This is a genomic window from Dyella sp., from assembly GCF_035277725.1.
In the GTDB taxonomy this organism is placed as follows: Bacteria; Pseudomonadota; Gammaproteobacteria; order Xanthomonadales; family Rhodanobacteraceae; genus Dyella_B.
The window spans coordinates 72,652-91,230 of record NZ_DATEJY010000124.1; the positions used below are offsets into that span (position 1 = coordinate 72,652).

At 61.1% G+C, this 18,579-nt stretch carries 16 protein-coding genes and 1 tRNA gene; 8 read left to right on the forward strand and 9 right to left on the reverse strand.

The features are described 5' to 3' along the window. The first annotated feature begins 176 nt into the window (after window positions 1–176). Genes VJR68_RS11705 through VJR68_RS11725 form a run of 5 tightly spaced genes read left to right on the forward strand, consistent with a single transcriptional unit; the run spans window position 177 to window position 4,835 of the window. Window positions 177–437 (forward strand): hypothetical protein, encoded by a 261-nt coding sequence (locus VJR68_RS11705; RefSeq protein WP_324147852.1) that lies wholly within the window; start codon window positions 177–179, stop codon window positions 435–437. Next, a complete protein-coding gene (locus VJR68_RS11710; protein ID WP_324147853.1) occupies window positions 434–703 on the forward strand; it encodes a hypothetical protein in 270 nt (89 codons plus the stop codon). The genes VJR68_RS11705 and VJR68_RS11710 overlap by 4 nt, the downstream gene beginning before the upstream one ends. Then, complete coding sequence (locus VJR68_RS11715) at window positions 700–3,414, forward strand: toprim domain-containing protein (RefSeq protein WP_324147854.1); 2,715 nt, start codon at window positions 700–702, stop codon at window positions 3,412–3,414. The genes VJR68_RS11710 and VJR68_RS11715 overlap by 4 nt, the downstream gene beginning before the upstream one ends. A 27-nt stretch (window positions 3,415–3,441) precedes the next feature. Continuing rightward, complete coding sequence (locus tag VJR68_RS11720) at window positions 3,442–3,654, forward strand: hypothetical protein (RefSeq protein ID WP_324147855.1); 213 nt, start codon at window positions 3,442–3,444, stop codon at window positions 3,652–3,654. Next, window positions 3,651–4,835: an integrase gene (locus VJR68_RS11725; RefSeq protein WP_324147856.1), complete on the forward strand. Its 1,185-nt coding sequence runs from the start codon at window positions 3,651–3,653 to the stop codon at window positions 4,833–4,835. Before VJR68_RS11720 ends, VJR68_RS11725 begins: the two co-directional genes overlap by 4 nt. A 68-nt stretch (window positions 4,836–4,903) precedes the next feature. Here the strand turns inward: VJR68_RS11725 and VJR68_RS11730 are convergent. The 7 genes from VJR68_RS11730 to grxD all read right to left on the reverse strand — a co-directional run bounded on the left by VJR68_RS11730 (window position 4,904) and on the right by grxD (window position 13,911). Further along, window positions 4,904–4,980 (reverse strand) — tRNA-Asn (locus tag VJR68_RS11730). A gap of 68 nt (window positions 4,981–5,048) precedes the next feature. Then, a complete protein-coding gene (gene ppnN, locus VJR68_RS11735; RefSeq protein WP_324147857.1) occupies window positions 5,049–6,449 on the reverse strand; it encodes a nucleotide 5'-monophosphate nucleosidase PpnN in 1,401 nt (466 codons plus the stop codon). A 185-nt stretch (window positions 6,450–6,634) separates the two neighbouring features. Further along, window positions 6,635–9,100, reverse strand: a complete 2,466-nt coding sequence (locus tag VJR68_RS11740; RefSeq protein ID WP_324147858.1) for a TonB-dependent receptor — start codon at window positions 9,098–9,100, stop codon at window positions 6,635–6,637. A gap of 486 nt (window positions 9,101–9,586) precedes the next feature. Continuing rightward, window positions 9,587–11,299, reverse strand: a complete 1,713-nt coding sequence (locus tag VJR68_RS11745) for a lysophospholipid acyltransferase family protein (protein WP_324147859.1) — start codon at window positions 11,297–11,299, stop codon at window positions 9,587–9,589. Between the two features lie 862 nt (window positions 11,300–12,161). Beyond that, window positions 12,162–12,758 carry a YhgN family NAAT transporter gene (locus tag VJR68_RS11750; RefSeq protein ID WP_188798265.1) on the reverse strand — a complete coding sequence of 199 codons (597 nt, stop codon included), beginning with the start codon at window positions 12,756–12,758 and terminating at the stop codon, window positions 12,162–12,164. A gap of 56 nt (window positions 12,759–12,814) precedes the next feature. After that, complete coding sequence (locus tag VJR68_RS11755; protein ID WP_324147860.1) at window positions 12,815–13,588, reverse strand: SDR family NAD(P)-dependent oxidoreductase; 774 nt, start codon at window positions 13,586–13,588, stop codon at window positions 12,815–12,817. Beyond that, window positions 13,585–13,911 (reverse strand): Grx4 family monothiol glutaredoxin, encoded by a 327-nt coding sequence (gene grxD, locus VJR68_RS11760; RefSeq protein ID WP_324147861.1) that lies wholly within the window; start codon window positions 13,909–13,911, stop codon window positions 13,585–13,587. The genes VJR68_RS11755 and grxD overlap by 4 nt, the downstream gene beginning before the upstream one ends. Window positions 13,912–14,021: 110 nt before the next feature. Between grxD and VJR68_RS11765 the strand changes: the two genes are divergently transcribed. Further along, window positions 14,022–14,603, forward strand: a complete 582-nt coding sequence (locus VJR68_RS11765) for a superoxide dismutase (protein WP_324147862.1) — start codon at window positions 14,022–14,024, stop codon at window positions 14,601–14,603. 141 nt (window positions 14,604–14,744) lie between these two features. On the opposite strand, the gene VJR68_RS11770 is transcribed toward VJR68_RS11765, so the two are convergent. Together VJR68_RS11770 and purE are read right to left on the reverse strand one after the other, a co-directional pair. Beyond that, window positions 14,745–15,893, reverse strand: coding sequence for a 5-(carboxyamino)imidazole ribonucleotide synthase (locus tag VJR68_RS11770; protein ID WP_324147863.1), 1,149 nt, complete (start codon window positions 15,891–15,893; stop codon window positions 14,745–14,747). Next, window positions 15,890–16,393 (reverse strand): 5-(carboxyamino)imidazole ribonucleotide mutase, encoded by a 504-nt coding sequence (purE, locus tag VJR68_RS11775; protein ID WP_324147864.1) that lies wholly within the window; start codon window positions 16,391–16,393, stop codon window positions 15,890–15,892. Before purE ends, VJR68_RS11770 begins: the two co-directional genes overlap by 4 nt. A 66-nt stretch (window positions 16,394–16,459) precedes the next feature. Between purE and VJR68_RS11780 the strand changes: the two genes are divergently transcribed. Then, the gene (locus tag VJR68_RS11780) at window positions 16,460–16,732 is read left to right on the forward strand and encodes a Trm112 family protein (protein WP_324147865.1); all 273 of its coding nucleotides are present in this window, start codon (window positions 16,460–16,462) and stop codon (window positions 16,730–16,732) included. Window positions 16,733–16,941: 209 nt separating this feature from the next. After that, a partial coding sequence (locus tag VJR68_RS11785) for a DUF1631 family protein (protein WP_324147866.1) occupies window positions 16,942–18,579 on the forward strand: 1,638 nt, incomplete at its 3' end.

The following is an 18,579-nucleotide window of genomic DNA, read 5'->3' on the forward strand; positions in this document are numbered from 1 at the left end:
TTTTGCGCCTGCAGTCGGCGCACGCTTGCACGCAGCGCAGCTCACTTTATGGCGGGCGGCGCGGGGGAGCCCTCGGGCTCGCCGGTCCCCTTTGGCGCCGGTCTGCTAACCCCGCGTCGTCCGTCACCCTGTTTAGCAGCGGGGGGACGGGCTTAACCAGCCTTAGGAATCCCCCAATGCCTGCACCCTGCCGTGCCGCATGCGCTCGCCTGCGCCCGACGCTGACCATCGATCAGCGCATCGAAATCGTCTTCGCCGAACTGCACGCCGCCAATGGCGCATTGCGTGCGGCTACCGCCGGCCTCTCCGCTGCTCTACAGCAGGACTTGATCGATTCCGGCGACGTGTATGAACTGCTGCGCGTCATCCACCTGCGCTTGAAGCAAACCATTGCCGACGCAGAACAGGCGGCGCTCGAACAGGAGTGCCGCGCATGACGTCCACGAAGCCTTCCTGCCGCGGCTGCCAGTTCCACGCACTGCTTTCCTTACTCGGCGGCAAGCTGCATCTGTGCACGCTGCCACCGGATTGTTCCCCGATGAGCGCAACGCGCGAAGAAAACACTGACTGGCTCGCGTGCGACGAGCCGCTGTGCACCTACATGGGAACGAGCTGCCACGTGATGCGCCGGCCAGGCGCGCTCTGTGGCCCTCACGCCGCCATGTGGCGTTGTGCTGATACCGACACCGAGGGTAAAGCATGAGCGCGCCACGGTACGCGATGAGCACGGAACTGCTCGCCGATGTCACCCGCGAGCTGACTCACCAGTTCGGCTTCAAGGTCAAGAAGGATTACCTGCGCGGCGGCAAGTGCCCGGATTGCGGCAAGCCGGAGTTGTACGCCAACGCCAGCGCACCGTGGGTGGTTCGCTGCGGCCGTCTGAAAAACTGCGGCTTTGAGGCATCGGTGAAAGACCTCTATCCCGATCTTTTCGAGGATTGGTCCGAGCGCTACAAGAAAACCGACGACAAGCCGCACGCCGCCGCGGACGCGTACCTGAAAAATTCGCGCGGCTTCAACTTGACCCGCGTACAGGGCGCCTACACGCAGGAATGGTTCAAGGACCTCGACTCCGGAGCGACCTCGGCCACGGTGCGCTTTGCTCTGCCAGGCGGCGGCTACTGGGAACGCCTGATCGATCGCGCTCACCGCTTCGGCAAGATGAAAGCGCGCTTTGCGCCGGGCAAGAGCTACGCGGGCGAGGTGTGGATACCACCCACCGTCACCGGCGAGAAGTTGGCAATCCTCGACAAAGTCTGGATCGTGGAAGGTATCTTCGATGCAGTGGCCCTGGGTCATCACGGCATCGACGCGGTGTCGGCGATGAGCTGCAACAACTACCCGGACACGTTCCTGGCGAGACTGCGTGCCCAGCGCGGCAATTCCTTGCCTACGCTGGTGTGGGCGTTGGACGGTGACGCCGCCGGCCGCGACTACACGCAGCGGTGGGTCAAACGCGCACGCAAGGACGGCTGGAAGTGTGAGGCCGCGACGATTCCGCAGACGGGTAAGAGCAAGCAGGACTGGAACGACCTGCACCTGGCGGACAAGCTCATGCCCAACGACATCGACGAATACCTGTATCAGGGTTCGTTGCTGATCGCGCGCAACCATGCTGACAAGGCGCGGCTGATCTATAGCCGTACCGGTATGGCGACGTTCTTCTACGACTTCAGCGATCGCCTGTACTGGTTTGACCTGGACATCCGGGCGCTGGACAAGGCGATGCAGCAGCTCGAGGAAAAAGACCCGGATCAAGACGAGCAGGAACGCCGCGACCAGGCGCTGGTGGAAGCCTGCGAAAACGTGGAGATCGCCAACTGTAACCCGCAGCCGCTGTACTTCCAGGCCAACACCGTCACCGACGAGTCCTGGTACTACTACCGCGTCACCTTCCCGCATGGCGGCGGTGCGGTGAAGAACACCTTCGCCGGCAGCAGCTTGGCCAGCGCAAGCGAGTTTAAGAAGCGGCTCTTGAGCATTGCGCCAGGTGCGGTGTTCACCGGTACCAGCCAGCAGCTCGACCGCATCATCCAGCGGCAGCTGTTCAACATCAAAACGGTCGAGACCATCGACTTCATCGGCTACAGCAAAGAGCATGGCGTGTACGTCATGGGCGATATCGCCATCAAGGATGGCGTGATACACACGCTCAACGACGAGGACTACTTCGAGCTAGGCAAGCTCAATCTGAAAACCTTGAGCCAGTCGCCGCAGCTCACGCTCAACCGCGACCGGCGCGAGTACCGTGCGGAGTGGCTCGACCTGGTGTGGCAATGCTTTGGCGCCAAGGGCCTGGTCGCGCTGGCGTTCTGGTTTGGCAGCCTGTTTGCCGAGCAGATCCGCCAGGTGCAAAAGAGCTACCCCTTCCTGGAGCTGGTCGGCGAAGCCGGCGCCGGCAAGTCCACCCTGATCGAGTTCATGTGGAAGCTGTGCGGGCGACGCGACTACGAAGGTTTCGACCCCTCGAAGTCCACCGCTGCCGCCCGTGCGCGCAACTTCGCGCAGGTGTCGAACCTGCCGGTGGTGCTGATCGAAAGCGACCGTGACGACGACGCCAAGAAGCGCTTCGACTGGGACGAACTCAAGACCGCCTACAACGGCCGCAGCGTGCGTGCCACGGGCGTCAAGAACTCCGGCAACGAAACGCGCGAGCCGCCGTTTCGCGCCACGGTGGTGATTTCGCAGAACGCCAAGGTAGAGGCCAGCGAAGCGATCATGCAGCGCATCTGCCACATTTCCGTGGATCGCTCGGCGCACACGGCGCAGACGCGCGCGGCGGCGCTCAAGCTGGAGCAGACGCCGGTGGATGCGGTGAGCCACTTCCTGCTGCTGGCCACGCGTGCGGAAGCCAAGGTGATGGAAACAATCCTGGCCAACGCACCAAAGCACGAGCACACGCTGCTGGATCATCCGGAAATCAAAACCACGCGTATCGCCAAGAACCACGGCCAGCTGCTCGCGGTATTCGATGCGCTGTCGCATGTCGTCACGCTGAGTGACGCGCAAAAAGAAGCGGTGCGCAGCGAAGTGACCGCCATGGCCATCGAGCGACAGGCATCCATCAGCAGCGATCACAAGGTGGTGCAGATTTTTTGGGAGCGGTTCGACTACCTCGATACCTGGAACGCAGCAGCAGCCTCGCTCAATCACAGCCGCAACCCGCGCGAGATCGCGGTCAACCTCAACCACTTCGAACAGATCGCCGCACACCACCGGCTCGAAGTACCGTCATTGTCTGATCTCAAGAAGCACCTGCGCAGCTCGCGCTCACGCAAATTCGTGGACATGAAGGCCGTCAACAGCGCCATCTGGCTTCACGACAACACCGACGAATCCCGTGGACGCACGGTTAAGTGCTGGGTCTTCCAGCGTGGGCCAAACGAACAGCCGACTGCATCGGCAAAAAACTAATAAGCAAAACAGGGAGAACAAAGCCTTATGAACAAGAACCACCATATCGTTGATGCGGAGCTACTGCGCACGCTTTCGGGCAAACGCACCGAAGCTGCGGTGCGCAGGTGGGCGCGTCGGCAAGGCATTGCTATCAAAGATGGCGCCAATGGTCCGTGGACGACGATTCAAGCCGTAAATGCTTCTCTAGGAATTGACGTCGCAAAAAACGATGTAGCGTACAGCCTGGATATCCTATGACTCGCGGCAGGAAGCGTAAGTACGACGCCACCGTCCCACAACATATAGACCAGACGAAGATTCCCAACGGAATCTATTGGCATCGTCAACGTCATTTTTGGTACACGATTTACGCCGACGGTAAGTCGCGGAGCAAGAAAATTGCCGACAAGACGGCACGTCTCTCTGACTTATTCCGTATTGCTGATGAGCTATCGGGATTGGACGAGCAAATGCTCGATTACATGCTCGACCAATTTGAACAGTCCGACAAGTTCAAAAGCTTGAAGAAAGCAACGCAGGACGATTACCAATATTGTCGGCGAGTTCTTCAAAACTTCGAGACAAAGCTGGGTGTTCCTTTTGCAAAGCTCAATCGCAAGCGCATCCACCGGCCCATCGTGCAGAAGCTTATCGATGAGCTAGCAAAGGGCGAACGTGCACGAGATGGCAGTTATCCTAAACCAACACCTGCGAAGGCAAATCACGTTCTGCGCTACCTGTCCCGCGCATTCGAGTGGGGCATCAATCGCGGTTATAGCGAAGAAAATCCAGCATCAGGTGTTGAAGCAGCCGTTGAGCGAGCCGACCCGCGCATGCCAGAGCTCATTACTATGCGCGCAGTCATCGCGCTTTGGCGCCGTCGCGGAAGCTTTCCGAGTCGACGCAAAGGATCGCTGTCGCCTTACCTGTGGGCTGTCGCAGAAATTGCTTATCGTTGCCGTATGCGCAACGTCGAAGTACGCAAGCTTTCAGATGCTGATGCGCTGCCTGAAGGTGTATACGTCGATCGCGTTAAAGGCAGCCGTGACAACGTCACACGTTGGATTCCTGCCTTACGGGAAGCATGGGACTTTCTTGTACAAAGACGAAATGCAATATGGGCAAAACGGCGCCGGCCGGTACCTCTTCGCGCAGAAGATCGACCGTTGATCGTCGCTGAAGACGGCGCACGCGTGTCGAAAGAAGCGCTTAAAAGTGCATGGGCACGCGGCATCGAAATCGCGATGGAAGCCAAACTCATCACTGATGCTGAACGCTTCGGCCTTCATGGACTGAAGCACCGAGGGATCACCGACACAGCAGGCACACCTGACAAGAAGCAACAGGCAAGTGGCCACATAGAACGACGCATGGTCCATCGCTACGACCACGAAGTGCCGCTCGTCGAGCCCGCTGGAGAAGGGGCTGATATCGACTAATTTTATACGCGTTTTTATACACGCCCAAATAAAAAGGGCCTGCGGAGTTCGCAAGCCCTTGATATATCTGGCGCCCGAAGTTGGACTCGAACCAACGACCCCCTGATTAACAGTCAAGTGCTCTAACCGGCTGAGCTATTCGGGCGGGGAGCTGCGTAGTTTGGGGAAGTGGCCTGCGACTGTCAAGACGGCGGGGCACATTCCTCAACGTATTCAGCCGGTAAGCACGCGGTAACAAGGGACGTAGGCGCTGCCGCCGGGGAGTTTCATGCGGTGTTGCTGGACGAAGGCCTGCAGCAGGCGGTCCAGGGCGCGCATGATTTCCGGTTCGCCGTCGATCTCGAAGGGGCCGTGCTTTTCGATGGCGCGGACGCCTTCGTCCTTTACGTTACCGGCGACGATGCCGGAGAAAGCACGGCGCAGGTCGGCGGCAAGTTCGTGGCGCGGGCGGTTGCGGTGGATGGCAAGCGCACGCATGGCTGTGTGCGTGGGGACGAAGGGTTGCTGGAACGCGACCGGAATGCTCAGTGACCAGTTGAAGAAGAACGCATCCTTGTTGTCCAGGCGGTGGTTGCGCACTTTGTCGACGCCACGCACGACGGCGTGCGACACGGCGATCGGGTCGTCGACGATGATCTTGTAGTGCTGCGCCACATCGTCGCCCAGCGCCAGGCGCAGGAAGGTGTCGATCTGTTCGAAGTAGGCGGCCGATTGCTTGGGGCCGGTGAAGATCAGCGGGAACGGGATGCCGGCGTTGTCCGGATGCAGCAGGATGCCGAGCAGGTAGAGGATTTCTTCCGCCGTGCCGACGCCGCCGGGGAACACGATGATGGCGTGCCCCATGCGCACGAATGCTTCGAGGCGCTTTTCGATATCCGGCATGATCACCAGCTGGTTCACGATCGGATTGGGCGATTCGGCGGCGATGATGCCGGGTTCGGTCACGCCGATGTAGCGGTTCTTGCGGCGGCGCTGTTTGGCGTGCGCGATGGTGGCGCCTTTCATCGGGCCCTTCATGGCGCCGGGGCCGCAACCGGTGCAGATGTCCATGTCGCGCAGGCCGAGCTGATAGCCGACGGACTTGGTGTATTCGTATTCGTCGCGCGAGATGGAATGGCCACCCCAGCACACCGCAAGGTTGGGATCGATCTGCGGTTTCAGGATACGCGCGTTGCGCAGTATTTCGAACACAGCGTGGGTGATGCCGACGGTGTCGTCGAGATCGAAGGTGCCCTGCTCCAATTGCGTGGATACGTAGACGATGTCGCGCACGACCGCGACGAGCAGTTCATTGATACCGCGAATGATGTGGCCATCGACGAATGCCTTGGCCGGCGCGTGGGAGAGTTCGATCTTGATGCCGCGATCCTGCTGCAGCACCTGGATGTCGAAGTTCGGGTATTGCTCGAACATGCCGCGCGGATCGTCGCCCACTTCGCCGGAGGTGAGCACCGCGAGTGCGCAGCGGCGCAGCAGGCCATGCAGACCGGAACCACTGGCGTCACGCAGGCGTATCACCTCATTGCGGGAAAGGATATCCAGGCCACCGGCGGGTGATATGCGCGCACTGACGGTGGCGGGCATGCCGGTTTTGTCGAGCTGGGTGTCATTCATGGGTCGATCGTCTCCTGGAGTTGCTTTCCGCCGCGCATGGCTGTGAGTCGTGTGGGCGGCCGCCTAGCATCTCGCCTTCCATGCAGCGGGGTCAATGCATGCATGAAAACGCCCCGCAGCGAACTGCGGGGCGCCTTGGCTTGCATGATCGCCGCGGCCGTACAGCCGCGGCGGGTGCTCGACGCTTAGTGGAACGAGGCGCCGAACGTCACCATGAAGGTGCGCTCTTCCAGCACCGAGTAGTACGGCGCGGAGGCGAACAGCGTCACGCCGTTGGGGTCCTTCAGATTCGTCGGGTTGGACGCCAGGAACGCGCCGACGTTGCTCGCGTAGGTGAGCGCCTTGCGGTCGCCCAGGTTGTAGACGTTGACCTTGATGTACGGCTTGTGCACGAAGCTGCCAAAGTCCGGGAAGTTCCAGCCGGCGTTGAAATCGAACGTGGTGTAGCCGCCCACCTTCTCCGTGTTGGACCAGTCGCCCCACTGGCTGCCCGTGTACTTGCTATTCAACTGCGCCCAGAACGGACCGTTGTTGTAGTTCAAGGACACGTATGCCACGTTCTTCGGCGTGGAGATCATGGTTTTGCCGCGGGTGTAGTAAATACCGTCACCCAGGGTGTTCATGTTGTCCTGCAGGCGAGCCTGCGTGTAGGTGTACGAACCGTACACCGTGAACTCGTCGGTGATCTTGTAGCTGGCTTCGGAATACATGCCGCGCACATGCACGCGGCTGAGCGGCACATAGACCGTCAGGCCGGTGTTCTGGTCGTAGCCGGACACCTGCTTGTTGTGGAAGTTGGACGCGAAGGCATCGACGTTCGCCGAGATCTTGTCGCCATAGAAGCGCCAGCCGAGATCCGCCGTATCGGCCGTTTCCGGCTTCACCGCCACCGGATTCTTGCCGTAATTGGCGAAGGCGTTGGACAGCACCGCACCGTTGATCGGCGCACGGAAGGTGTGACCGTAGCCGAAATAGAACTGGTTCTGGTCGTTCAACTGATATTTGGCACCGAAGGTCGGCGTGAAATCGTGGAAGGTCTGGCTGGTGTTGCCGCCGAACGCCGCATTCTTGGTGCTGACCGCCAGCTTGCTGGTAAGCGAGCCGGTAGAGCCGGGATACTCATACATGAAGCCATCACGCTTGGACCACACGTACGCGACGCTGCCGGTCAGCGTGATCTGATCGCTGGGTGTCCACGTATCGGTGATGAACGCCTTGGCATTGGTGGTGGTGGTGTACTGATCGTAGGTTTTCTGCACGACGCCGTTGGAGTAGCGGATCAGGCTCGCGTTGTTTGCCCACACGTCGACCGGAATGCCCGTGGTGTAATCGATCGGAACAAACACCTGCCCCTGCGACTGGCGCGGACGCTCGAACCACACGCCGTATTCCAGGCTGTTGTCCAGGCCGAAATCCTGGTTCAACTTGGCGATGACGCCAGGACGGAACGTGTAGGAGTAGCTGTACGAATTGACCAGCACGTTGGAATACTTGTTGTCGATCTTGCCATTGCCGTTGAGGTCGTCATTGACGACCTTGAACAGCGGGTTGTTGGAACCCTTGCCGTTGTATTCGCTGAACGTGGCGCCCGAACCGCCACCACCTTCACCCCACTGGAAGTACGGCACCACTGACAGGTGCAGGTTATCGGAGAGCTTGAATTCGCCGTCGAGGCTGGCGAGGTAGTTGACGAACGGGTTCTGGTGCAACTGATAGTAGTTGCTGCTGGTCTGGCCCGGCACATAGGTACCCAGATAGCTCTGCTTGTAATCGGCTTGCGCCTGCGCCTTGGTCAGCGACTCGTAGTTGGTCTTGATTTCGCGGTTGTACTGCACCGAGGCGGAAATGCTGTTGTCGGCGTCGATGGTCCACACCGACTTGCCATCGACCTTGGTCACGTTCGAATGACCAGGACCGCGCCAGAGGTCCACCGAGTTGTCTGAATACGAAACCCAGGAGCGCACCGGGCCCAGATCGCCGGTGTTCAAGCGGAAGAAGGTGCGACGGTAGTTGTGCGTGCCGAACGACTGGCTGAAATCAACGCCACCCTGGTGCGACGGATCAAGCGTGACCCACGCGATCGAACCGCCGGCCGCGCCGGGAATCGGCATGTTGTTGTCCGGATAGCCCTGCTGCACGGTGATGTCACCCATGTTCTCGGTGTCGCCGTATTCGGTCGGGTAGATCTTGTAGTTGCCGCTATCGTTGATCGGCGCGCCGTTTACGGTGACGCCGATTTCATCCAGCGTGTAGCCGCGGATGCTGGCGGTACCGTCGTTGAGGCCGGTGAAGTCATCGGTCGCGGTCACCGCGCCAGGAATGCTGGCGATAGCCTGCACGAAGGTGGCGCCGGGCGCCGACTTGACGATCGCATCGCGCGAAATGGTGGACACCGCCTTGGGCGCTTCCTGCACTGACATCAGGCCGCCCCCGAGCGCCAGCGATTGGGCTTTCACCTCAACCGTGCTCAACTGCTGCACGGTGCGCTTGGTGGCCGTGGCATTGGTGGTGTTCGACGTCGTCGACACTGACGCGCGTTGCTGGGTATTGGCCGCCGACTGGTCTTGATCGTTGGCAGTCTGAGCCATCGCCACGCCCGCCGCGAGGTAGAAAGCCATCGCAATCGCTGCAGAAAGATGCGTACGTTTCATGTAGAGCCCCGTAGTCCGGTTATTGATTTGATATGTCTGGCACCGCTTGATGACCGCTCGAACATCTCTTGCCCACACGTTCAACCCGCATAGCGGGTTTTTGCCGCACACAAAAAAGGCTCAGGCTCATTTCGCGATATGAGCCGGGTGGCCTCTTTGGGAACCGTAGATTTTTGGTTTTTCAGCCGACGAAGCGAAGAACCTCGACCCTGTGACTTAACCCTGGGCGACACACGTGTAAGCTAATTCGTACTTCCGCCATGCCATTTGCTGTCTTAGAGGCAAGGCGAAAACGGTCACGTATCCTTAGCGATACCTTAGCACAATCCCATATTTCCTTTACATGATCTTTACAGTTACATCTCAACTGTGAAGAGCCATGCGGCAGGTAGGTTGGGGTGCGAACCCCAACATCGGGATGCCGGGCGATCCGACATGTTGGGGTTCGCACCCCAACCTACAGCGCCCCGGATGGGGCCGCGAAACTCAGGCGCCTTTACCCAGGTAACGGGCGCGTTTGGCGGGCTTGAGGCGGGAGAGGTCGAGCATGACCAGGCCGTCGACGCAGCCGGAGAAGCCGGGGTCTTCGCCGAAGTCGAGGAACTGCACGCCATCGGGCTCCATCAGGTCCACATACTGGCGGTACAGCACGGGCAGGCTGACGCCGAGCGCATCCAGGTGATGGCGCAGCTTGCCTAATCCGCTGACGGAATCCAAACCTTCCAGCTCGCGGCGGACGCCTTCGAGCACGTCAGGAGAGACCTTGAACGGCTGACGCGCGGAAGCCAGGCCCGGCGCACCGAAGTAGTGCTGGTGTGCAGCGGCGATCCACTCGCGCGCCTGGCGCGGCAGGCTCACCGACATGCTTACCGGGCCGAACAGGTAGCGCAAATCCGGATGACGCTGCAGGTACAGGCCGATGCCCTGCCAGAGCTGGTCCAGCGCGCGGGAGCGCCAGTACGCAGGCGCAACAAAGCTGCGCCCCAGTTCCATCCCTTGCGCCAATCGTGATTCCAGCGCTGGCGAATAATTGAACAGGCTGGCGGTATACAGGCCGCTCATGCCGCGCTCGGCGATCAGGCGGGCGCCATGACCAAGACGGTAGGAGCCGACAATGCGCAGCGCTTGCGGATCCCACAGCACGAGGTGTTCGTAGTGTGCGTCGTAGGCGTCCAGATCACGCCGGGTGTTGGTGCCCTCGCCCACTTTGCGGAAGGTGAGTTCGCGCAGGCGGCCGATTTCGCGCAGGGCGGCACCGTCGGTCTGTCCACGCAACACGATCAGCTGCTTGCCGTCGGGAAGATCGGCAAGCTTTTCGCTTTGCGCCAACTCCTGTGCCACGCGATCGACCGACTCGGGATGCGCCAGCGGCACCTGTCCGCCGAAGATCAAACCGCGGCGGCGACCGATGCGGTACACGTGCCGGCGCATCAAATCCGCCGCACGCTGTGCATTGTCGTCGCTGCGCTTGGTCAATTCTTCGGCACTGATCAACGCACCCACGCTGAAACCGATGCGACTGACGTGCGTAGCCACCGCCTCGCGCGGCAGCATCGCCGTGCTGAGTGGCTTGGCCAGCATGGAAAGCCCGTAGAAGATGGCCGAATTGCGTGCCGCCACGTGGATCGGCAGCACCGGTGTCTTGGTGCGCATGGCGATGCGCGCGAAACCATCGGACCAGCGCGCATCACGCACACCAGCCGGCCCCATGCGGGACACTTCGCCGGCCGGAAAAACAATGAGTGCCTCGCCACGTTCCAGCGCGCGATAGATATTGCGCATGCGCGACGCCGCGCCACCACCGAACACGTCAACCGGCAACAGCAGAGAACCCAATTGCGGCACGGCGGCCAGCCAATCGTTGCCGAGAATGCGTACGTCCTTGCGCACCGAGCCGACCAGGTCCAGCAACGCCATGGCATCGAGCATGCCAAGCGGATGGTTGGCGACGATCATCACGCCGCCTTCGACGGGAATGTGTTCCCGCTCGCGCTGGACGACGTGATAGTTGCAGCCCAGCAGGTCCAGGACCTGTTCGGCGAAATCCAACCCCTTGGTGTCGGCAAGCCGGTCGAGTACCCGATTGAACCCTGCCTCGTCAGCCAACCGCCCAAGCATGCCGGCAACGGGTTTGCGGATCATCGGGTGCTGCGCTAGCCATGGCAGACGTTCGGTAAGGGTCTGTTCTACATGAAGCATGACCGCCTCCCTTGGTATAGAGCCTGTCTATGATCTGTACATGGCCCGCGTTGCGTCCGAGCGGTCGCCAGGTGGCAGCGCGCGGCGCAGCGTCAGACTGGCTGTCTGATCAAGGCGCGCGCTGTCGCATGGCGACCGCTCAAACGCAACCCGAAGGGCCGGGTCTGTTTGCCCGCATGCCTGCGTCATCACTCGGTTGTGTATCGACATACACGCCCTCGTTCTTCCTTGCCCTGCGGGCAACCAGCTCCCGGCACGGGCCATGTACAGATCATAGACAGGCTCTTCAATCCATGTTGCCGATCAAGTGTGACAACTGCGAGAAATCACGGGGTCAAACTGTTGCTGGGCGCAAGAATACACGAGGGGGTGCGGGGCAATGCTTAAGAGCTTGTTCAATGCTGGGCATGACCTTTTTCTTTAGAACGCACATAGCCATGTCTTAGCAGGAGCCCCTTCAGTTTCTCTCGTCATTCCGGCGAAGGCCGGAATCCAGTTCAAATACGTTGTGCGAAGCACTCAAAACAAACTTTTGTGTCCTTCGGACGCATATCTAATCTGGATTCCGGCCTTCGCCCACTGCTGTCCGGGAAAAAACGAAGTGACAGGGAAAATTTTCTCGGCCATCACCTGATGCTTGAATTTTTCGTTGAAATTCAACGCTACCGATTCGTCGCCCCGGCGGAGGCCGGGGCCCAGTGACTTTGACGATTTATAAGTCGCTGGATCCCGGCCTTCGCCGGGACGACGAATATTTAGGCATTTAGGCAAGCCGGGAAAATTTTTTCCGAACAGCAGTGGGCCTTCGCCGGAATGACGGAGAGGGAGGAAACCCTTTTCGGCAAACGTTAGTCACCCTAATTCAAACGGTCAGGTGCAAATAGGCGGCGATACCGCCCAGGAACATCTGCACCGACAACGCGATCAGCAGCATGCCCATCACCCGCTCCAACGCCGTAAGCACGCTCTCGCCCAGCCAGCGGAACAGATAGGTGGAACTCAACAGAATCACCGCCGTCGCCAGCCATGCGCACAACAAGGCAATCGCCCAATCCGCAGTGCGGCCCGGTTGCGTGTTGGTGAGCAACAGCAACGCTGCCATCGCGGAGGGACCGGCCACGCCAGGAATCGCCATCGGCACGATAAAAGGTTCGCCCTCGCCGGCTTGACCGAAGATGCCGCCTTCGGCTGGCGGAAACACCATGCGGATGCCAATGAGGAACAGCACGATGCCGCCGGCGATGCTGATCGACTCTTCGCGCAGCTGCAGCAGCTTGAGAATCAGCTGGCCGCCCATCAGGAATACCAGCAGCACTGCCAGCGCGATCAGCAACTCGCGCACCATCACCGCCCGGCGACGCTTGGGCGGCACGTCTTTCAGCAGACTGAGGAAGATCGGAATGTTGCCGAGCGGATCCATGATGAGGAACAGCAGGATCGCCGCCGACAAGGTGGTCATCTGCGTTTGCATGCGTTCCCCTTTTTATTTATTGAATGCGCAGCACGCTGCTGCGATCAGGCCACGCGCAGATCGAGCACGCCGCCGCGTGCTGCGGCAGCCTTGTCGCTCAGCAGATATACCACGGCATCCGCGGTGGCATCGGGCAGCGGATGCTGCAAGGTGTCTTCGCCGAAGTAGGCCGCACGGCGCAAGGTGGTGCGCATCGGTGCAGGCAACAGCGCATGCACGCGGAAGCTGCCTTCGTCGTGTTCTTCATGCAGGATCGCGACGAAACGCTCCAACGCAGCCTTTGATACACCGTAGGCACCCCAGTGCGCGCGGCGTACAAGATCTGGGTTGTCCAGCACGAACACGGCCGCGCTATCAGGCGCAGCGGTGAGCAGTGGCAAGCAGGCCTGCGTGAGCGCAAACGGTGCCGAGACATTGACGTGCATGCTGCGCAACCAGGCATCCGGCTTGTGCATGGATACCGGCGTCAAACCAGCAAAACTCGCCGCGGTGTGCACGATGCCATCGAGCCGGCCGAGATCGCGTTGCAAGCCTTCGGCCAATGCGTCGTAATCGCGCGGCGTGGCGGTTTCCATATCGAGCGGATGGATGACGGGTTCGGGCAAACCCTCGCGCATCATCGCGTCGTAAAGCTGTTCGAGTTGCCGCTTGCGCTTGCCGGTGATCACGACGGTCGCGCCTGCACGGGCCGCAGCGCGTGCTACCGCGCTGCCCAAGCCACCATAGGCACCGGTGACCACGATCACGCGACCATCCAGCTCATTGGAGGCAGGCGCCCAGGCTGCGGGCAAACGATGCTGCGGCAAGCTCAAGCTCATGCGTGACTTTCTCCGGCCACGTCGCCGGCCATGCGTGTCAGCTCGCCGGAGGCTTTCAGATCCTCGACGATATCGCAGCCACCGATCAGTTCGCCTTGGATGAAAAGCTGCGGGAAGGTCGGCCAGTTGGCGTAGTGCGGCAGCGCCGCGCGGATTTCCGGATCGGCCAGCACATTCACCGCATGGAACGTCGCGCCCGCTTCGGTGAGCGCCTGCGCGGCGCGGGCCGAGAAGCCGCACATGGGAAACTCCGGCGTGCCTTTCATGAAAAGCACGATGGGGTGCTCAGCCAAGACCGCCTTGATTCGCTCGTTGACGTCCATAATTCGGGTTTCATCACTACAATGCAGCCAGCTTAGTAGTGTACCAGCCGTCCCGGCGCCCAGCCGGCCAGGCGGAACCCTCTTCCTCAGCCAACGCCCAGGAGTTACCCATGGCGATCGAACTTCCCCCGTTGCCCTATGAAAAGAATGCGCTGGAGCCGAATGTCTCGGCCGAGACGCTGGAGTTTCACTACGGCAAGCATCACCAGGCCTATGTAACCAACCTCAACAACCTGATCAAGGGCACCGAGTTCGAGAACGCCTCGCTGGAAGACATCGTCAAGAAGTCCTCCGGTGGCGTGTTCAACAACGCAGCACAGACCTGGAACCACACTTTCTACTGGAACTCGATGCGCTCGCCCAAGAGCGACAACAAGCCCGCCGGCAAGTTGTCCGATGCGATCGACAAGGCGTTCGGTTCGTTCGACAAGTTCAAGGAAGAATTCAAGAAGTCCGCAGTCGGCAACTTCGGTTCGGGCTGGACCTGGCTGGTGCAGCGTCCGGATGGTTCGCTGGGCATCGTCAATACGTCCAACGCCGCCACGCCGATCACCGGCAGCGACAAGCCGCTGTTCACCATCGACGTGTGGGAGCATGCCTACTACATCGATTACCGCAATGCGCGCCCGAACTATGTGGACAAGTTCTGGGACCTGGTGAACTGGGATTTTGCGGCGAAGAATCTCGGCTGATTTTTTTTGCTTGATTGCCCTCTCCCTACGCGGGAGAGGGTCGACCGTATAGGTTGGGTTAGTGTGTAGGCTGGGATGACAATCCCAGCTCAGCTGTCCGATAAGTTCCTGATGCTGGGATTGCATCCCAACCTACGAATGTCAAAGCACGTGCAATGCGGGCGCCGCCTGCTCTTCCCGCTGCAGCGCACGCGCAATCTCACTCACGCGCTCAGCCAAAGATTTCGGATCCTGCGCACACACCGTGGCATGTCCCACCTTGCGTCCTGGACGCGATTGCTTGCCGTAATCGTGCCAATGGCCATCGATGGCGCGGAGCACCGGCGTGGCATCCGGTAGCTCACCAATCCAATTGAACATGGCGGAGAAACCACTTGCCGACGTATCGCCTAGCGGCAAACCAAGTACCGCACGCACGTGGTTTTCAAACTGACTGGTGATGGCGCCTTCGATGGTCCAGTGACCGGAGTTGTGCACGCGCGGCGCCATTTCGTTGCCAAGCAATTCGCCATCCTTGACGAACAGCTCCAGCGCAAACACGCCGACATAATCCAGACGTTCGGCCAGCGTGCGCGCCAAGGCTTCGGCACGCGATTGCAGCGCACCCACTTCCGGCGCCGGTGCAAGGCTCATGCTCAGCACGCCATCGGTATGCCAGTTCTGCGTGAGCGGCCACACACGGAAATCGCCATCGCGCGTGCGCACGGCCAGCACGGAAAGCTCGCGCTCGAACGGCACGAAGGCTTCGAGAATCAAGCCATGTGCGTTGGCGCCGAGCGCTTCCCATGCGGCATCGGCGTCGGCGAATTGCTTGATGCGGAACTGCCCCTTGCCGTCGTAACCGAGCCGGCGTGTCTTGAGAATGGATGGCGCGCCGATCTTGGCCAAGGCGCGATCCAGACCTTCACGCGTATCGACGGCTTCGAACGCAGGCGTCTGCAAGCCACATTCGCGGAACAACGTTTTTTCGGCGAGGCGATCTTGCGCAACCGCCAGCGCGCGCGGATTCGGAAACACCGCCACGCGCTCGGCCAGCCATTGCGCGGTGTCGGCCGGCACGTTTTCGAAATCGAACGTCACCACGTCCACTTCGGCCGCGAATTTTTCCAGCGCGGCGAAATCGGTCCAGTCGGCAACGCGCAACGGCGCCACTTGTCCGGCGCAGGCATCGGCGGCGCTATCCACTACCAGGGTGTTGACGCCCAGCGGTGCGGCGGCGATGGCCAGCATGCGGGCCAGCTGGCCGCCACCCAGAATGCCCAGCACCGATTGCTTCTGACGGATGCTCACGAACGCGGGTCCGGGTTATCCAAAACGCTCTGGGTCTGGCGTGCGCGATAGGCCTCCAGCGCCTTGGCAATGGCCGGATCGTGCAGGGCCAGCACCGAGGCGGCGAGCAGCGCGGCATTGCACGCACCAGCACGGCCGATCGCCAGCGTACCCACCGGAATGCCGGCCGGCATCTGCGCGATGGAAAGCAGGGAATCCATGCCGTTCAGCGCTTTGGATTGCACCGGCACGCCGAACACGGGAAGACGGGTCTTGGCCGCCAGCATGCCCGGCAGATGGGCGGCGCCACCGGCGCCGGCGATGATTACCTGGATGCCGCGCGACACAGCCTGCTCGGCGTACTGGAACAGGAGATCCGGCGTGCGATGCGCGGAGACCACCTGCACCTCATGCGGCACGCCCAGCGCCTCAAGCATCTCGGCCGCGTGCGTCATGGTTTCCCAATCCGAACGCGATCCCATCACCACACCAACCCGCGGTGCTGAAGCTGTTTCCGTCATGGTCCGGTCGTCCAAAAGGGGCTATTGTACGGACTTCGCCGCATTGCAACGATACCTGCCGCTCTTATGGACAAACGCCTGCTCGATATCCTTTGTTGCCCAGTAAGCAAGACTCCGGTGCGCCCCTTGAGTGCCAACGAGCTCACCGCCCTGAACCGGGCCATCGAGGGCGGCCAAGTGCTCAACGTGGCCGGGGGGACTGTCCAGAACCGGGTCGGCGAAGGGCTGATCACGGTCGACCGCAAGGTGATCTACCGGGTCGAGGACGGCATCCCGGTCATGCTGCCCGAGGAAGGTATCGGCACCACCCAGTTCACCGACTTCCCGGCCGCGGCGTAAAAACCTGCGTACGCAGCCGCCTTCACATCGACTGCACGCACAATCCACAAAAACATGACTCGGGACATGGCGGTGAAACAGGTTTTCGCTTATGTTCCAGCAATCGGCAGCTCCCCTCCTGTCGCGACCGTTTTCGGTTGCCAGAGGCGGGTGGCCGCCGTTTACGGCAATCAACACGGGCCTAGCCAGCCAACCACAGGGGTGTGGCGATGAAAGAAGCCAACGATTCCTCCAACGTCGTCAATCTTAGCCAGCGGCTGGACCCCTCCAGCGGACGCGGAGGCGATCTGTTGAACGCTGTCCGGAACATCGCCTCCCGCCGCCTGCAGCAGTACATCGGCAACATGTTCGAACACGTCGATGACGCGCTGTTCGACCTGGCCGAAAAAGCCGAGAACAACGCCGCGCAGATGCACTACTTCGACGGCATGCGCGAAGTGCGCAAGCGCCGACCGGTGATCGAGCGCGCCTTTCTGGCGCTGGTATCGCGCGAGTTGAACGATTTCGCCAGCGGCAACCCTACCGCCGCTGCCAGTCCGACCGTTGCCAGCCATGCACCGACGCCCCCCGTACCGGGCTCGGTCGAACTCTCGCTGGTGGCCGACAACGAACTGGAAGAATCGCTGGCCATCACCAGCATGATCGGCAAGAACGAGTCGCGCCTGTCGCGCGATCTGTTTGCGGTCAACCAGCGCCTGTCGGTGATCTGCGGCGGCACACGCATCGAAGACGCCACCAATCCGATCGGCCCTGCCCTGCTCGCCCAGGCGTTCCGCCAGGCGATGCGCGAGCTGAACGCCGACATGCGCGTGAAGCTGATCATCTACAAGTTGTTCGATCGCTATGTGATGTCGGCGCTCGAAGAGTTGTATCAGGAAGTCAACGCCGAGCTGATGCGCGCGGGCGTGCTGCCACAACTGCGCCATGAAGTGGTGCGCAGCGGCGGTGCGGCCGGTGCCGGCGCAGCAGCGGGTGGTACCGCCGGGGCAGCTGGCGAGATCCCGCAACCGCTGCCTGCCGACGACAGCGAGGCATCGGCCGAACTGCTGCAAACCTTGCGCACCCTGTTCAGTGCGCGCCGCGCACATCCGAACGTGCCGCTGGCAGCGATGACGGCCGGCCCGCTGCCTACCGCCAATGAATTGATCGGCGCATTGAGCGTGCTGCAAAGCCAGGCCGCCATGCTGCCGATGGCGCAACCGGCAACGCCGCAGATGAGCACGGTGGATATCGCCGAGCAAGTACTGCATCTGAAAGAGCAGCTGATGTCGCAGCTTGGCTCGCTGCGCGGCCAGCGTCCGGGCCAGATCGCCACCATCGACGAAGACACCATCGACCTGGTCGGCATGCTGTTCGAGTTCATTCTCGAAGACCGCAACCTGCCGCCGCAGATGCAGGTGCTGCTGGCGCGTCTGCAGATTCCGTATCTCAAGGCCGCCATTCTCGACCGCAAGCTGTTCGCGCATCGCCAGCATCCGGCACGCCGCTTGCTGGATGGCCTGGCCGATGCGGCCAAGAGCTGGTCGGAAGAATCGGATCGCGACGGCCGCCTGCACGACACCATCAAGGCCATCGTCGAGCGCCTGCTGCAGGAATTCGACGATGACATGACCATCTTCGACCGCCTGTCGGCGGAATTGCAGCAATTTCAGGAATCCAACCGCCGCCGTGCGGAACTGGCCGAACAGCGCGTGGCCGAATCCACACGCGGCCGCGAAAAGCTGGAACAGGCGCGCCGGCGCGCCGCGCGCGAAATTCTCAATCGCATCGGCGGTACCGTATTGCCGCCGCTGATCCACGGCGTGCTGTCGCGCGCGTGGGCGAACTATCTGGTGCTCACCATCCTG

Coding starts and splice junctions, on each gene's coding strand:
- VJR68_RS11710 (WP_324147853.1), top strand. CDS start 434: ATGACGTCCACGAAGCCTTCCTGCCGCGGCTGCCAGTTCCACGCACTG.
- VJR68_RS11745 (WP_324147859.1), bottom strand. CDS start 11,299: ATGCTTCATGTAGAACAGACCCTTACCGAACGTCTGCCATGGCTAGCG.
- VJR68_RS11765 (WP_324147862.1), top strand. CDS start 14,022: ATGGCGATCGAACTTCCCCCGTTGCCCTATGAAAAGAATGCGCTGGAG.
- VJR68_RS11705 (WP_324147852.1), top strand. CDS start 177: ATGCCTGCACCCTGCCGTGCCGCATGCGCTCGCCTGCGCCCGACGCTG.
- VJR68_RS11780 (WP_324147865.1), top strand. CDS start 16,460: ATGGACAAACGCCTGCTCGATATCCTTTGTTGCCCAGTAAGCAAGACT.
- ppnN (WP_324147857.1), bottom strand. CDS start 6,449: ATGAATGACACCCAGCTCGACAAAACCGGCATGCCCGCCACCGTCAGT.
- VJR68_RS11740 (WP_324147858.1), bottom strand. CDS start 9,100: ATGAAACGTACGCATCTTTCTGCAGCGATTGCGATGGCTTTCTACCTC.
- VJR68_RS11720 (WP_324147855.1), top strand. CDS start 3,442: ATGAACAAGAACCACCATATCGTTGATGCGGAGCTACTGCGCACGCTT.
- VJR68_RS11715 (WP_324147854.1), top strand. CDS start 700: ATGAGCGCGCCACGGTACGCGATGAGCACGGAACTGCTCGCCGATGTC.
- grxD (WP_324147861.1), bottom strand. CDS start 13,911: ATGGACGTCAACGAGCGAATCAAGGCGGTCTTGGCTGAGCACCCCATC.
- VJR68_RS11750 (WP_188798265.1), bottom strand. CDS start 12,758: ATGACCACCTTGTCGGCGGCGATCCTGCTGTTCCTCATCATGGATCCG.
- VJR68_RS11755 (WP_324147860.1), bottom strand. CDS start 13,588: ATGAGCTTGAGCTTGCCGCAGCATCGTTTGCCCGCAGCCTGGGCGCCT.
- VJR68_RS11725 (WP_324147856.1), top strand. CDS start 3,651: ATGACTCGCGGCAGGAAGCGTAAGTACGACGCCACCGTCCCACAACAT.
- purE (WP_324147864.1), bottom strand. CDS start 16,393: ATGACGGAAACAGCTTCAGCACCGCGGGTTGGTGTGGTGATGGGATCG.